This is a genomic window from Streptomyces cyaneofuscatus (genome assembly GCF_042718795.1).
GTDB lineage: Bacteria > Actinomycetota > Actinomycetes > Streptomycetales > Streptomycetaceae > Streptomyces > Streptomyces cyaneofuscatus_A.
In genome coordinates, this window is sequence record NZ_JBHXOX010000026.1 from 44,712 (window position 1) to 57,548 (window position 12,837).

At 70.6% G+C, this 12,837-nt stretch carries 14 protein-coding genes; 8 read left to right on the plus strand and 6 right to left on the minus strand.

Annotation, left to right across the window (positions count from 1 at the left end):
* Nucleotides 1-69: 69 nt before the first annotated feature.
* Nucleotides 70-1,083, plus strand: coding sequence for a Gfo/Idh/MocA family protein (locus ACFWRT_RS27380; RefSeq protein WP_380952896.1), 1,014 nt, complete (start codon nt 70-72; stop codon nt 1,081-1,083).
* Between the two features lie 56 nt (nt 1,084-1,139).
* On the opposite strand, the gene ACFWRT_RS27385 is transcribed toward ACFWRT_RS27380, so the two are convergent.
* From ACFWRT_RS27385 to ACFWRT_RS27395, 3 genes are all read right to left on the minus strand, one after another.
* Nucleotides 1,140-2,312 carry a cytochrome P450 family protein gene (locus tag ACFWRT_RS27385; protein WP_380952897.1) on the minus strand — a complete coding sequence of 391 codons (1,173 nt, stop codon included), beginning with the start codon at nt 2,310-2,312 and terminating at the stop codon, nt 1,140-1,142.
* A gap of 128 nt (nt 2,313-2,440) precedes the next feature.
* Nucleotides 2,441-3,172, minus strand: a complete 732-nt coding sequence (locus ACFWRT_RS27390) for a response regulator transcription factor (protein ID WP_380952898.1) — start codon at nt 3,170-3,172, stop codon at nt 2,441-2,443.
* Between the two features lie 46 nt (nt 3,173-3,218).
* Nucleotides 3,219-4,457 (minus strand): sensor histidine kinase, encoded by a 1,239-nt coding sequence (locus tag ACFWRT_RS27395; protein ID WP_380952899.1) that lies wholly within the window; start codon nt 4,455-4,457, stop codon nt 3,219-3,221.
* A gap of 145 nt (nt 4,458-4,602) precedes the next feature.
* On the opposite strand from ACFWRT_RS27395, the gene ACFWRT_RS27400 reads away from it, so the two are divergent.
* Nucleotides 4,603-4,809: a hypothetical protein gene (locus tag ACFWRT_RS27400; protein WP_380952901.1), complete on the plus strand. Its 207-nt coding sequence runs from the start codon at nt 4,603-4,605 to the stop codon at nt 4,807-4,809.
* Here ACFWRT_RS27400 and ACFWRT_RS27405 read toward each other — a convergent pair.
* Nucleotides 4,775-5,746, minus strand: a complete 972-nt coding sequence (locus ACFWRT_RS27405) for a DMT family transporter (RefSeq protein ID WP_380952903.1) — start codon at nt 5,744-5,746, stop codon at nt 4,775-4,777. The genes ACFWRT_RS27400 and ACFWRT_RS27405 overlap by 35 nt on opposite strands.
* Nucleotides 5,747-6,013: 267 nt before the next feature.
* Between ACFWRT_RS27405 and ACFWRT_RS27410 the strand changes: the two genes are divergently transcribed.
* Nucleotides 6,014-6,655 carry a TetR/AcrR family transcriptional regulator gene (locus tag ACFWRT_RS27410; protein WP_380952904.1) on the plus strand — a complete coding sequence of 214 codons (642 nt, stop codon included), beginning with the start codon at nt 6,014-6,016 and terminating at the stop codon, nt 6,653-6,655.
* A gap of 141 nt (nt 6,656-6,796) precedes the next feature.
* On the opposite strand, the gene ACFWRT_RS27415 is transcribed toward ACFWRT_RS27410, so the two are convergent.
* Both ACFWRT_RS27415 and ACFWRT_RS27420 read right to left on the minus strand, forming a co-directional pair.
* Nucleotides 6,797-7,354 (minus strand): flavoprotein, encoded by a 558-nt coding sequence (locus tag ACFWRT_RS27415; protein WP_380952905.1) that lies wholly within the window; start codon nt 7,352-7,354, stop codon nt 6,797-6,799.
* Nucleotides 7,351-8,616 (minus strand): helix-turn-helix domain-containing protein, encoded by a 1,266-nt coding sequence (locus ACFWRT_RS27420; RefSeq protein ID WP_380952906.1) that lies wholly within the window; start codon nt 8,614-8,616, stop codon nt 7,351-7,353. Before ACFWRT_RS27420 ends, ACFWRT_RS27415 begins: the two co-directional genes overlap by 4 nt.
* A 178-nt stretch (nt 8,617-8,794) precedes the next feature.
* On the opposite strand from ACFWRT_RS27420, the gene ACFWRT_RS27425 reads away from it, so the two are divergent.
* From ACFWRT_RS27425 to ACFWRT_RS27445, 5 genes are read left to right on the plus strand one after another with little or no spacing between them, the layout of a single operon-like run.
* Entirely contained in the window at nt 8,795-9,235 is a 441-nt protein-coding gene (locus ACFWRT_RS27425) for an ATP-binding protein (protein WP_380952907.1), read from the plus strand.
* Nucleotides 9,236-9,237: 2 nt separating this feature from the next.
* On the plus strand, nt 9,238-10,563 hold the full coding sequence (locus ACFWRT_RS27430; protein ID WP_380952908.1) for a UDP-N-acetylglucosamine 1-carboxyvinyltransferase: 1,326 nt from the start codon (nt 9,238-9,240) through the stop codon (nt 10,561-10,563).
* Nucleotides 10,560-11,765: a metallophosphoesterase gene (locus tag ACFWRT_RS27435; RefSeq protein ID WP_380952909.1), complete on the plus strand. Its 1,206-nt coding sequence runs from the start codon at nt 10,560-10,562 to the stop codon at nt 11,763-11,765. The genes ACFWRT_RS27430 and ACFWRT_RS27435 overlap by 4 nt, the downstream gene beginning before the upstream one ends.
* On the plus strand, nt 11,762-12,301 hold the full coding sequence (gene dcd, locus ACFWRT_RS27440) for a dCTP deaminase (RefSeq protein WP_380952910.1): 540 nt from the start codon (nt 11,762-11,764) through the stop codon (nt 12,299-12,301). Before ACFWRT_RS27435 ends, dcd begins: the two co-directional genes overlap by 4 nt.
* Nucleotides 12,298-12,834 carry a dCTP deaminase gene (locus ACFWRT_RS27445; RefSeq protein WP_380952911.1) on the plus strand — a complete coding sequence of 179 codons (537 nt, stop codon included), beginning with the start codon at nt 12,298-12,300 and terminating at the stop codon, nt 12,832-12,834. The genes dcd and ACFWRT_RS27445 overlap by 4 nt, the downstream gene beginning before the upstream one ends.
* The last annotated feature ends 3 nt before the right edge of the window (nt 12,835-12,837 follow it).

Here is a 12,837-nt window from a genome sequence, read left to right on the forward strand (position 1 = left end):
AAGCCATGGCGATGTCATTTGTCAGGACAAACGCTTGACATGATGACCGGGCAACGCCACCTTGGGGCCATGCGCATCGGACTCATCGGAACGGGACGTATCGGCACTTTCCACGCGGAGGTGCTGAGCCGTCACCCTGCCGTGGACTCCCTGCTGGTGGCGGACGCGGACCCGGAGCGCGCCGCCGTGGCGGCCACCCGGACCGGAGCCTCGGCCGTCCCGGTGGACGCGATGTTCACCGGCGAGGGGCACGGCCTCCCCGACGCGCTGGTGATCTGCTCGGCGACCGCCGCCCACGCCCCGCTCATCGCCCGCGCCGCGCGGGCCGGGCTGCCCGCGTTCTGCGAGAAGCCGATCGCCCTGGACCTGCCCGGCACGCTCGGCGCCCTCGCGGAGGTGGAGGCGGCGGGCAGCATCCTCCAGTTGGGATTCATGCGGCGCTTCGACGCCGGGTACGCCGAGGCGCGGGCGGCGGTGCGGGAGGGCAGGCTCGGGCGGCTGCACACCGTACGGGCCGTCACCTCCGACCCCGCTCCCCCGCCCGCCGACTACCTCCCGCTCTCCGGCGGGCTGTACCGGGACTGCCTGGTCCACGACTTCGACATCCTGCGGTGGGTGACGGGCCGCGAGGTGAGCGAGGTGTACGCCACCGGGTCGGACACCGGTCCCGCGATGTTCCGCGCGGCGGGCGACGTGGACACGGCCGCCGCCCTGCTCACCCTGGACGACGGCACCCTCGCCACCGCCACGGCGACCCGCTGCAACGGTGCCGGGTACGACGTCCGCATGGAGCTGGCCGGCGAGGTGGACCAGATCGCCGTCGGCCTGGACGACCGTACGCCGCTCACCTCGGCCGAGCCGGAGGGCCCGGGCGCGCCGCCGAAGCCGTGGCCCGGGTTCCTGGAGCGGTTCGCCCCGGCGTACGAGGCGGAGCTGGACGCCTTCCTCCAGGTCGCCCGGGGCGAGCTGGCCAACCCGTGCGACGGGCGGGAGGCCCTGCACGCGCTGCGGATCGCCGAGGCCTGCGAGATCTCGCGCCGCGAGCACCGCCCGGTGGCAATGGGGGAGGTCCCGGGCGGCTGAGGCGGACGTCGTTCATCGGCGGCGGGCAGGAGAGCGCCTCGCCGGGACAGGCCGCCTCACCAGCGCACCGGCAGCCGTCGCACGCCGCGCATCAGCAGGCCGGGCAGCCAGTCCGGGTCACCGCCCGCCGGGTCGGGGGCGAGGTCCGGGCAGCGCTCCAGCAGGGCCCCGATCGCGATGCGCGCCTCCATGCGGGCGAGCGGGGCGCCCAGGCAGTAGTGCGCCCCGTGGCCGAAGGCCAGGTGCCCCTGGGGGGCGCGGCGGATGTCGAAGATGTCCGGGTCCTCGAACCGCTCGGGGTCGCGGTCGCCCGAGGCGAGGGCGACGAGCACCACCTCGCCGCGCGGGATCACGGTGGAGCCGACCGTGACGTCCTCCTGGGTGAAGCGGAAGGTGGCGGTCTCCACCGGGCCGTCGTACCGCAGCATCTCCTCCACCGCCCCGTCGAGCAACCCGGGATCGGCGCGCAGCAGGGCGAGTTGGTGCGGGTGGTCGAGAAGGGCCCGCACTCCGTTGGAGATGAGGTTGACGGTGGTCTCGTGCCCGGCGACGAGCAACAGGAAGGCCATGCCGACCAGTTCGTCGGCGGAGAGCCCGTCGCCGCCCTCGTCGCGGCTCCTGATCAACGCGCTCAGCAGGTCATCGCCGGGCGCACCGCGCTTGTCCTCGATCAGTTGGACGAGGTAGGTGCCCATCGCGCCGACGACGTCGGCCTCCCGCTGGGCCGGGGTGGGGGTGACGACGCCGTTGGAGAGCGTACGGAAGGTGTCCCGGTCGATGTCGGGGACGCCGAGCAGCTCGCAGATGACGGTCATCGGGAGCGGGAACGCCAGCGCGTCGACCAGGTCGGCGGAGCCGGCCGGGACCATCGCGTCGAGGAGCTCCGTGGTGATCTCGGTGACGCGGGGCCGCAGCGCCTCGATCCGGCGGGCGGTGAACTCACGGACGACGAGCCTGCGCAGCCGGGTGTGGTGCGGGGCGTCCAGTTCCAGCATGTTGGCGCTGATCGCGTTTGCTCCGGCGGACCAGCGCTCGGTGGTCCGCCAGTCCTTGCCGAACCGCTGGTCGGCTAGGACAGCGCGGGCCTCCTCGTAGCCGACGACCAGGTGGAGCCGCTCGATGTACTGGGTGCGCACCGTGTGCACCGGGCCCTCGGCGCGCAGCTTCGCGTAGTACGGGTAGGGGTTCGCCGTGAAATCCGGCAGATCCCGCAGATCGAGCACAGCCATCGTGGTCAGCCCCCTCTTCCGGTCCGGACCGCTCAGCGTAGGGCCGGCGGGATGCCCTCGGCGTAAGTCGGCCCGGTCATGCGTCGCAAACCGACCCGGTCCGCTGGACGTCAGCCGGTCCCGTCCACTCAGCGCAGGCCGTCGCTCTCCTCGTCGTCCGTGTCGAGCAGCCCCGCGTCGTGGACCAACAGGGCGATCTGGACCCGGTTGTTCAGGTCGAGTCTGGCGAGAATCCGTGAGACCTGGGTCTTGACGGTGGCGACGCTGAGGTAGAGCTCGCCCGCGATCTCGGCGTTGGAGTGTCCGCGTCCGACAGCCACCGCCACCTCTCTCTCCCGCTCCGCCAGCTCCGCGAACCGCCCGCGGGCCCGCTCGGTGCGGCTGGTGCGGTCGTCCGGCGCACCGCCGGCGGCCCGGACCATGAGCTGCCGGGTGACGGCGGGCGAGAGCACCGGGTCCCCGGCGGCGACCCGGCGGACGGAGTCCACGATCCGGGCGGGCGGGGTGTCTTTCAGGACGAACCCCGCGGCTCCGGCGCGGATGGCCCGCAGGACCTGTTCGTCGGCATGGAAGGTGGTGAGGACGACGACTTCGGGCGCGCCGGGGCGGCGGCGCAGCTCCTCGGTGGCGGTGAGCCCGTCCATGCCGGGCATCCGGATGTCCATCAGGACGACGTCGGGGCGCAGCCGTTCGACCAGGGCGGCGACCTCGCTGCCGTCCGCGCCCTCCCCCACGATGTCGATGTCGTCGGCCCCGCCGAGCATCAGGGTGAGTCCGGCGCGCACCAGCGGGTCGTCGTCGACGATGAGCAGCCGGACGGGTGGGGAGGCGGAAGGCGTCGGGGAGGCCGGGGTGTTCATGACAGCCACCGTAACCAGTCGTTCTCCCCCTGCAGCCACCCCCGCCTCACGCGGCGGGCCACGGCAGCCGGGCGCGGACCACGAAGCCGCCGTCCGGTGTGGGGCCGTGCTCCAGCCGGCCCCCGGCGAGCGTGGCGCGTTCGGTGAGGCCGATGAGGCCCTGGCCGGAGCCGGGTACCCGTTCGAAGGGTTCGGTGGGGGCCGGGTTGGCCACCTCGATGGTGAGCCCGTCCCCGGGGCCGCCGGTCACGGTGACGGTGACCTCCGTCCCGGGTGCGTGTTTACGGGCGTTGGTCAGGCACTCCTGGGCGATGCGGTACACCGTGCGGCCGGTGGCGGCGGGGGCGTCCGCCGGGGCGGCGACGCGCTGGTCGACGGTGACCTTCATGCCCGCCCGGCGGGACTCGTCGATCAGCCCGTCCAGGGTGGCGAGGGTGGGCTGGGGCCGCTCGCCCTCGCCGGTGTCCCCGGGGCCGCGCAGCACGCCGATGATCTCCCGTAGGTCCTGGAGGGCTTCGTGGGCGCTGTCCCGGATGACTCCGGCGGCCCGGGCGATCTCGGCGGTGGGGGCGTCGGGCCGGAATTCGAGGGCCCCGGCGTGGACGCTGAGCAGGGTGAGCCGGTGGGCGAGGACGTCGTGCATCTCGCGGGCGATGGCCTCGCGGGCCAGCCTCTGGGCCTGTTCGGCGCGGAGTTCCGCCTCGGCCTCGGCGCGGTGGGCCCGTTCACGGAGTGTGAGGACGAGCCGGCGCCGGGAACGTACGACCATCCCCCAGCTGAGCACCAGCAGGATCAGCAGGACCCCGAAGACGACCGAGGTGAGGTAGCCCGTCGCCGGGTCGGGGCGCAGCCAGGGCTGGAGGGGCGCCACGGTCAGCGCGCCCCCGCCGACGATCGCCACCGGCTTGAAGGGGCGGTGGACGGCCAGGCTGAACAGGGCGACCATCATCGCGCCGCCCGCGACGGGCTCCACGATGGACAGGACGGTCAGAGCGGCGGCGAGCGGGACGGGCCAGCGCCGCCGGACCCAGAGGGCGCAGCAGGCGGCGGCGCCGATCACCGAGTCGACGACGAGGACGGCGTCCGGGGTCGATCCCTCGTTCTCGATCGCGGCGAGGGCGATGAGGGCGATGGTCGCCGCGATGAGGAAGGCCGTGATGTCGACGACCCAGTCGCGTACGGTCCGCCGCGACCGGGACCGGGACCCGGCCCGGGCCCGGTCGCCGGGCAGCTCTGCATCGGCCATCGCCGAGGGGAGCAGCCAGGGGTACTCGGTGCGCGTCATATCGACAAAGTTACGCAGCCGGGCACCCGGGACGGGCCCTGTGCGGCGAGGGAGCGACCAAAGTCGCGGGATCCGCTACTTTCGGCGCGGCGGTCGGACCCGGTGGCCGACGCGGCGGGAACGGGTCGGCCACGAAGCTCGGCGTATGAAGAAATTCATCGAGGCGGTCGGGTTCGTCATCTTGCTGCAGGGCCTGGGAGGGCTGGTCTACGAGTGGACGGGGTGGCTGCGGCTGTGGACGCTGGCCCAGCACATCGACTACTTCGGTGACCGCGCGCTGTTCGTCAGCATCGTGCTGATCGTGACGGGCTTCGCGATCATGATCGCGCCGGACGCGGTCCGGAAGACGTAGGGTCCGCCTCCCGGGTCGCCCCGTCCGCGCTGCGGCGCCCCCACGCGGTGCCCGCCAGGACGAGGACGGCCCCGGCCACCCCCAGGGCGCCGAGCCGTTCGCCGCCGAGGCTGATCCCGACGGCGGCGGCCCACAGCGGTTCCGTACCGAGCAGCAGGCTGACCCGGGACGGCGAGGTACGGCGTACCGACCACATCTGCACGAAGAACGCGAACAGCGTGCAGAACACGGAGAGGAAGATCAGCCCCGCCCACTCCCGGGGACCGAAGTCCGCCGCCACGCCCCACGGCGAGGCACCCGATCCCGGGAGCGCGGCCATCACCACGAAGACGGCGACCGCGCTGCCGAGCTGAACAGTGGTCAGCGAGAGCGAGTCCGCCGACCGGACCGCCTTCATCCGGGCCATCGCCAGGACGTGGACCGTACGGGCGAGGGCGGCGAGCAGCATCAGCAGGTCACCGGCCGAGGGGCTGGTGAACCCGGCGCCCTGGGTCAGGAGGATCACTCCGGCGACGGAGAGCCCGGCGGCCGCGACGAAGGAGGCCGGGGGACGGACGCGGGTCACGGCGGCTTCGGCGAGCGGCGTGAAGACCATGGTGAGGCTGATGATCAGCCCGGCGTTGGTGGCCGAGGTGTGGACCACCCCGTACGTCTCCAGCAGGAAGACCGCGCTCAGCACCAGGCCCAGCAGTCCGGCCCCCCGCCACTGCGCGCCGGTCAGCGCCCGCAGCTTGCGCCACCCGGTGGCCACCAGGACGGGCAGCACGATCGCGAAACGCAGGACGAGGACGGCGATGACGGTGTGGGTGGTGGTGATGCCCTTGGCGGCGAGATAGCTGGCACCCCAGACGACGGCGACCGCCAGGACCGGAAGGTCGGTGAGCCAGGCTCTGCGGGGCGGTGCGAGGGCGGGTGCGGGCGCGACGGCAGCGGACACCTGGTGCTCCTGGTTCTCCACAAGGGACAGATGGTGGAGACCTCACCGGCTCACACGCGGAAACGATCACGCTACTCGCCGGGCGTGGCGGAAAGGAACACCTGTCTCACGGACCGGATCCCGCCCGGTTCATCCGCCGGTATCGCCCATGGTCAGGGCCGGACGCGCCGCTGAACGGGGTGGCGGACCGGCTGCCGGGTGGTCCGGCACCACCTCCGGCCGTCCCTAGAATGACGCCTCGATAACTCTGAGGTACGGAGTGGTCACATGGCGGCAGTACGGCTGGACGGGCGGATCGAGCGGGGCAACCAGACGCGGCAGCTGATCCTGGGCCGTGCGGTGCAGATCGCCTCGGTGAAGGGACTGGAAGGCCTCTCCCTGGGGCGGCTGGCGGCCGAGCTGAAGCTCAGCAAGAGCGGCGTGTTCGCCCTCTTCGGCTCGAAGGAGGAGCTGCAGCTCGCCACGGTGCGCGCCGCGGTCGCGGTCTACGTCGACCATGTGCTGCGCCCGGCCCGCTCGGTCCCGCCGGGGATCGGCCGCATCTGGCGGATGTGCGAGGCGTGGATCGCGTACTCCCGGGAGCGGGTCTTCCGGGGCGGCTGCTTCTTCTACGCGGCCACCGCCGAGTTCGACGCCCGCGGCGGCAAGGTGCACGACGCCCTGGCCGCCGCGCAGACCGGCTGGGTCACCTTCGTCGAGGAGACCATCGAGGAGGCACGGGCCCTGGGCGAACTGGCCGGGGAAACCGACGTACGGCAACTGGCCTTCGAGGTGATCGCCTTCCTGGAGCTGGCCAACGCGGAGTCGGTACTGCAGAACAACGCCCTCGGCTACGACAAGGCGGCGCGGGCGATCCTGGGACGGCTGCGGGGGGCGGCTACGGAAGGGGCGCGGCTGCCGGCGCCCTGATCCTTCCGACCTCGGAGCGCGAGTTCGATTCTCGTCACCAGCTCCACGACTAAGGCCCGGTCAGCGACCGGGGCCCTTCTTGTCGTCGGACCTGGTCAGGACCCATGCATCGCCTCTGCGCCAAAGTTCCGGCACAGGTGATCACGCCTCTGGGGACAGCCTGGGTGCCAGCAGATCCAGCGCTTCCTCCCAGTGGAAACGGTCCGCCCCACCGCCGGTCTTGGGGCGGTGGGGCTCGTAGGAACCGATCACGACGCCCATGCCCCGGAGCCTTCGAAGGCTTTCGGCGTACGCGGGGTGGGCCGCCTGCGCGGCGTTCACGTACGGCAGCACGGCGATGGGTACGCCAAGGCCGTATGACTCGCACAGGATGCCCAGCGCCAGCGTGTCCGAGATCCCGGCCGCCCACTTGTTGATCGTGTTGAACGTCGCCGGTACGACGGCGATGGCGTCCGGGGGCGGGAGAGGGCGCGGGTCGGCGGGGGATCGCCAGGCCGAGCGGATCGGGTAGCCGGTCTGCGATTCGATGGACGGCGCGTCGATGAAGCCCAGACCCTGAGGGGTGGCAACGACACCCACCTCCCAACCGGCCTTCTGAGCTGCCGAGATCAGTCGGTCGACATCACCGGCGATGCCCGCCGCGCACACGACGACGCACAGAAACGGCTTGCCGGTCTCATGCCCGGACTGATCGCTCACGCGGGGACTCCCAGTTGGCGGCTGAAGTGATGCGGTTCAGGCAGCGTACGACGACGGTCGCGGGCAGCCATGTCCGCAACCAACTCACGGATGGCAGGACGCCGGATGTCCTGCGCAGCGCAGCTCTCGGCGATACGCAGCGCTTGATATCCGTCTGCGAGTCGACCCTGCTGGCTGTAGGCACGCGCCGTTTCGACCCACAGCGCCGCCCGTCGTTCGGGAGCGGGGATGTGCCGACGCATGAGGGGACGCGCGGCCTCCAGAGCGAGCCCCGCGTCGCCGAAGGCCACAGTCGCGCTGACCTCGTGCAGGGAGACGTTCGTCGGACTGAAGTTGGCCCAGGCGTCGGCGCGGTCGAGTGCGACGTACCGAGCGACTTCCTTGGCCTCGGTGAGGAAGTCGTGGGTGGCCGCGCGGTCCCCGCCACTGCTCGCGGCGGTGACCCCGCGCAGCAGGAGCAGTCCGAGGGCAGCCAGGTAACGGGGGGAACGTTGGTCGTAGGCGCCCGTGAGCTGGTCGGCGGTGTGGCGGACGAGCGTGATGGCCTGCGATGTGTGCTGCTCCCGGGCCAGCAGGTGGGTGTGAACGCGCACACTGGAGGCCAGGACGACGGGGTCGCCACTGCGCTCCGCCTCCGCCATGGCACGTCCGACCGCCAGCCACGCGTTGCCGTGATCCCCCCGCTTCAGAAGCAGGCTGGCGGAGGTCTGGTAGGCAGTGGCCAGCAGCCCTGCGGCTTCGTCCGAGCGTGCTGCCGCGTTGCGGAGGTCGATGATCAGAGACGGAAGCGTGCCCTCAAGGCGGGTGTAGTCGCACGCGTAGAACAGTCGGCGAACCTCCGATACACGCTCACCGAGCTGGGGAAGGTTCTGGTCCTCATCCTGAGCGGGAGGGATAGGACCAGGGAGAAGTGCCTGGACAAGTGCTCCGCTGCCGGCGTGGGATGGGATGGCGGGTGCCGCCAAAGTGGCCAAGCTCGCGGCGAGGAAGTTGCGGCGATGCATGTCATCTGTCTCTGGTTCGAGGTTCCTGGCGTCCGGGACGTCGGCAAGGCCGACGGAGGCTAACGGGATGCCCAGTTCCCGAGCGACAGCGCGCAAGACCTGGGAGTCCTCGGTGCCTTTGCCCTGTTCGAGGCGGCTGACCTTCGACTGGTGGTAGCCGAGCGCGGTGGCGACGTCGGCCTGGGACCGCCTGGCCAGCACACGGGCGCGACGCAGCACTTCGCCGAGCCGTTTCGCCTCGTCATGCGCATCAGCCATCTGTGCCACGGCTCCTTCCGCCGTCGCCCGATTCTGCCTGCCCGAACGAGCTTAATCCGAAGCTCACTTGGCAGTCATGCAGCTTCTGCATAAGGCATGCCCACCACGCAACTGAGCTGGTCCGTCTACCACCCCGAGCGGTTCCTTGGTGGAGCCGAACTCAACCGGGAGGCACCCTGTGGAACCGCACCGCTTCAGTTTTCCCGTCCCCAGCACGGCATACGCCGTCAGCGACGCCAGACACCAGGTGGTCGCAGGCGTGCACGGCTGGGGGCTCCCTGCCGAAGGCGATATGGCGGAGACCCTGGCGCTGGTGGCCAGCGAGCTGCTGACCAACGCCGTGCAGCACGCAAACCAGGGCCCTATCACCGTGACCGTGCGATTGACCGACGCCAAGGTCCGGATCGAGGTCTGCGACGCCAGCTCCGTACGCCCGAAGGCCGGCCTGCCGGGCCCGGACGTTGAGCACGGCCGCGGCCTGTTCATCGTGGCCGCCCTAGCCCTGGGACACGGCGTCGAGACCACTGCGTCGGGGAAGCGGTGCTGGGCCGAGATCCCGGCTCACACCCATCCTCCGCGTCCTGATGCGGCAGTCCACGTACTGCTTCCGAGGAGATGACCATGCCCACCACACAGATCCCTCCCATGGCAGCAGAAGTGATCGCGGTCCGCCCTGGCCCGCCACTGGCCGGGACCGTGACCGTCGACGGCTCCAAGAACGCCGCTCTGCCGCTCCTCGCGGCGGCTGCGGCCCTCGGGCGCCCGGGGCAGATCAGCAATGTTCCGGGCAGCGCCGACGTGCAGGCCATGCTCACGCTATTGCAACAGGCCGGGCACCGGCTCGCCCGCTCGGTCGGTGACCCGGCCACGGTCCTTGTTCTGGGCGGTGACGTCGGACCCATCGCTCCGGAACTGTTCGAGACCGCTGGCCGCATCCGCGCCTCGTACTACCTGGTGCCAGCTCTGCTCGCCGCCCACGGGCGTGCCGCCCTGCCCTGGCCGGGCGGCTGCCAGATCGGAGAGCGCGGCATGGAGCAGCACTTCAGGGTGTACGACGCGTTCGGCGACCAGTACGCCGTGGAAAACCGCGGATACACCGTCGTGGCCGGGAGCGCTCGTGCCGACTCCGTATCGGTCATGTTGCCCTTCCGGTCTCGCGGCGCGACCGTCGCCGCCATCCTCCGAGCCGTGGTCGCGGGCCGCCCGCTGCGTCTGGGACACCCGAACCTGTCGCCCGAGGTCATCAGCGTCCTGGACGCGCTGAAGTCAGCGGGGTGGGGCACGCAAGCGACCGAGCGTCTGATCGCCCTCGCACCACCGGCAGCCTGTACCCCGGAGGGATCCGTCGCCTGGACCGTTCCCGGAGACAAGATCGAAACGGGAACGCTCGCCTGCGCACTCGCGGCCACGAAAGGCAACGGCCGCATCGAGGGCGTACGTGGCCGGGATGTCGCTCCACTCGTGGCAGCGCTGCGTTGGCTCGGGATTCCGGTGGCCGCGCAGGAGGACGCCCTCACGGTCCACGCCGAGAACACGCAGCCGACCAGCCATTCCTTGCGCGCCATTGCCTCCCTCTCCCCCGGCGGCCTCGACGCCGACTTCGAACCCGCGCTCATGGCTCTGACCTTGGGGCTGCCCGGCACGCACCTCTTCGCCGACACGATCAACCCCGGCCGCCACAGCAACCTGGTGCCTCAACTGGCCGTGCTGGGGGCGCGCATCGAGGAGATCTCGCCCACCCAGTGCCGTCTCACCGGCCCGCAGCACCTCATCGGCGCGGGCGTCGAATCCACCGACATCCGGACCGGCTCGGCCCTCCTCATCGCCGGCCTCACCGCTCGTGGCGTCACCACGCTCGGCGGACTGCAGCAACTGCGGCGAGGCCACGCGGACCTCCCCACCAAGCTCCGTGCGCTCGGCGCCGACATCTGCGAGGTCACGGCATGACGCGGACCGTACGGCGCATCCTGGCCACGACCGATGTCCACTCCGCCTTCGGTGACGCCGTGCACCTGCTGACCCACCTGCGCAGGTCTCGTGCCGAGGCCCTCATCGTCGACTGCGGCGACTTCTTCGAGGGCAGTGGCTACTACCGGCTCGGTGGTGGCCAGGTCGAGCGCCAGATCCTTACCAGCCTGTACGACGTGATCGCTCCGGGGAACCACGGCTGGTCCCACTACTTCGAACCGAATCTCCACCGGCTCGCCGTGTGCGCCAACGTCGTGGACGAGGTCAGTCGCGACCCCGCGTTCCGCCGTATCCACATGGCCCCCGTGGGCAGCCGGCGCGTGGCCGTGACAGCCGTGATGGGCATCGAGGCGTTCAACTCCATCCCGTACGCCGACCGCACCCAGCAACGCGTCACCAACCCGGTGCGTGCGCTACGGGAGCTGGTGTTGGCCCACCACCACGAGGTGGACGACTGGGTGCTGCTCAGCCACTCCGGATTCTCCGAGGACCTGAGAATCGCTGAAGCCTGTCCGTTCCTCGACGTGATCTTCGCCGGTCACTGCCACAGCAAGCAGTACGGCCCTCTTCGCGTAGGCGACACCCTGGTCCTTAAGGGGCGCGAGCTGGGCGTTGGATACGCGCTGGCGAAACCTGCGGACGACGGGTGGGAAGCCCAGACGAATCTCCTACCGCCGACGACTGGCGGCCCCTGCACCGATCTGGCACCGCTTCTCGCAGAGATCGAAATCCTGCGCCGCCGGATGGACTCGCCCCTCGGCACCATAGTTCCCGCGTACCGGCACCGACTGCCCGACCGCAGTGTGTTGCTTGCAGAGGTGGCTGGGCGCCTGCACACGGGGCTTGGGGCGGAGGCGGTTCTTCTCAACGAGACCGCGCTGCGGCCCGTCCCCTTGCACAGCACGCTCACCGTGGGCGACTTGCTCGCGACCGAGCCATTCGACAATCACCTCGTCAACGTGACGCTGTCGAACGATCAACAGCACATCTCACTGCTGGCCTCCCTGCCGGAACAGGCCGGACCATTCATTACCGCGCCCGATCCGTTGCCGCCCGGCATCCGCACCGTGCTCACCACTGCCTACCTGGCCGACGCGTACTTCGGCGGACAGCCCAGACACGCCGTCGTTGCTCTTGGCCAGGCCGTCCAGCACGTACTGGCTGAGGGAGGAAGGCCGTGATCCTGACCGGCCCCGAGATCACTGCGGCTGCGGCCGACGGTCGTTTGCGTATCGCGCCCTTCCACCAGGACCAGGTCAACCCGAACAGTTACAACGTCCGGCTCGGTCCGACCCTGCTGACCTACACGACGCCAGTCATCGACAGCCATCGCCCGAACCCCACGGTGGATGTACGCATGGACGAGGGCGGATTCGTCCTGCAACCGGGCGAGCTCTACCTCGGCCACACCCTCGAAGAAGTCGGCTCCGATTCCTTCGTGCCCCTGCTCTTCGGCAGGTCCTCGGTGGGGCGACTGGGCCTGTTCGTCGAGATCACCGCCCCGATCGGGGACATCGGCTTCCATGGTCAGTGGACGCTGATGCTGTCAGCGATCCATCCCTTGCGGGTATACCCCGGCATGAAGATCGGCCAGATCATGTTCTTCGTCGCCGTCGGAGCCGTCGATCTGTACGCCGGCAAATACCAGGCAGCCACAGGACCGCAGCCCTCCGCGTACTGGCGCGACAACCCCGTCTCCGGATCGGCGGTCTCATGATCCTCACCGGACCGGCCATCGCTGCGGCGCGTGCTGCCGGCGCCGTCACCATCGATCCTTACGACCCTGACCGTCTCTCGCCCAACGCATACGACTGGCGGCTCGGCGAGACTCTCCGCGTGTGCGACGGCGAACTCGACGCAGCAGCCCGCACTCAGAGCCGGACGGTCACCATCCCTCCTGAGGGATACGTCCTGCTGCCGGAACGCCTGTACCTGGGCATCACCTACGAGAGGACCGGATCGGAGGCGTACGCCCAACTCCTGAACGGCAGCCGAAGTGTCGGCGCCCTCGGAATCTGGGTCCATGTCTCCGCCCCGCTCGGCCACCAGGGCCATGCCATCCGGTGGACCCTGGAGATACGGGCAGCCCGTCCCGTACGCGTCTACCCGCTCATGGTGTTCGGGAAAGTCACCTTCCACCAGACCTTCGGCGCTCCGGCGAGCTACCAGCAGCACGGCCGCAAATACCGGACCAGCAAGGGCATCGAGACTTCCCGCCTCTACGAGGAGATGCGGGGAGACCGACTGTGAACC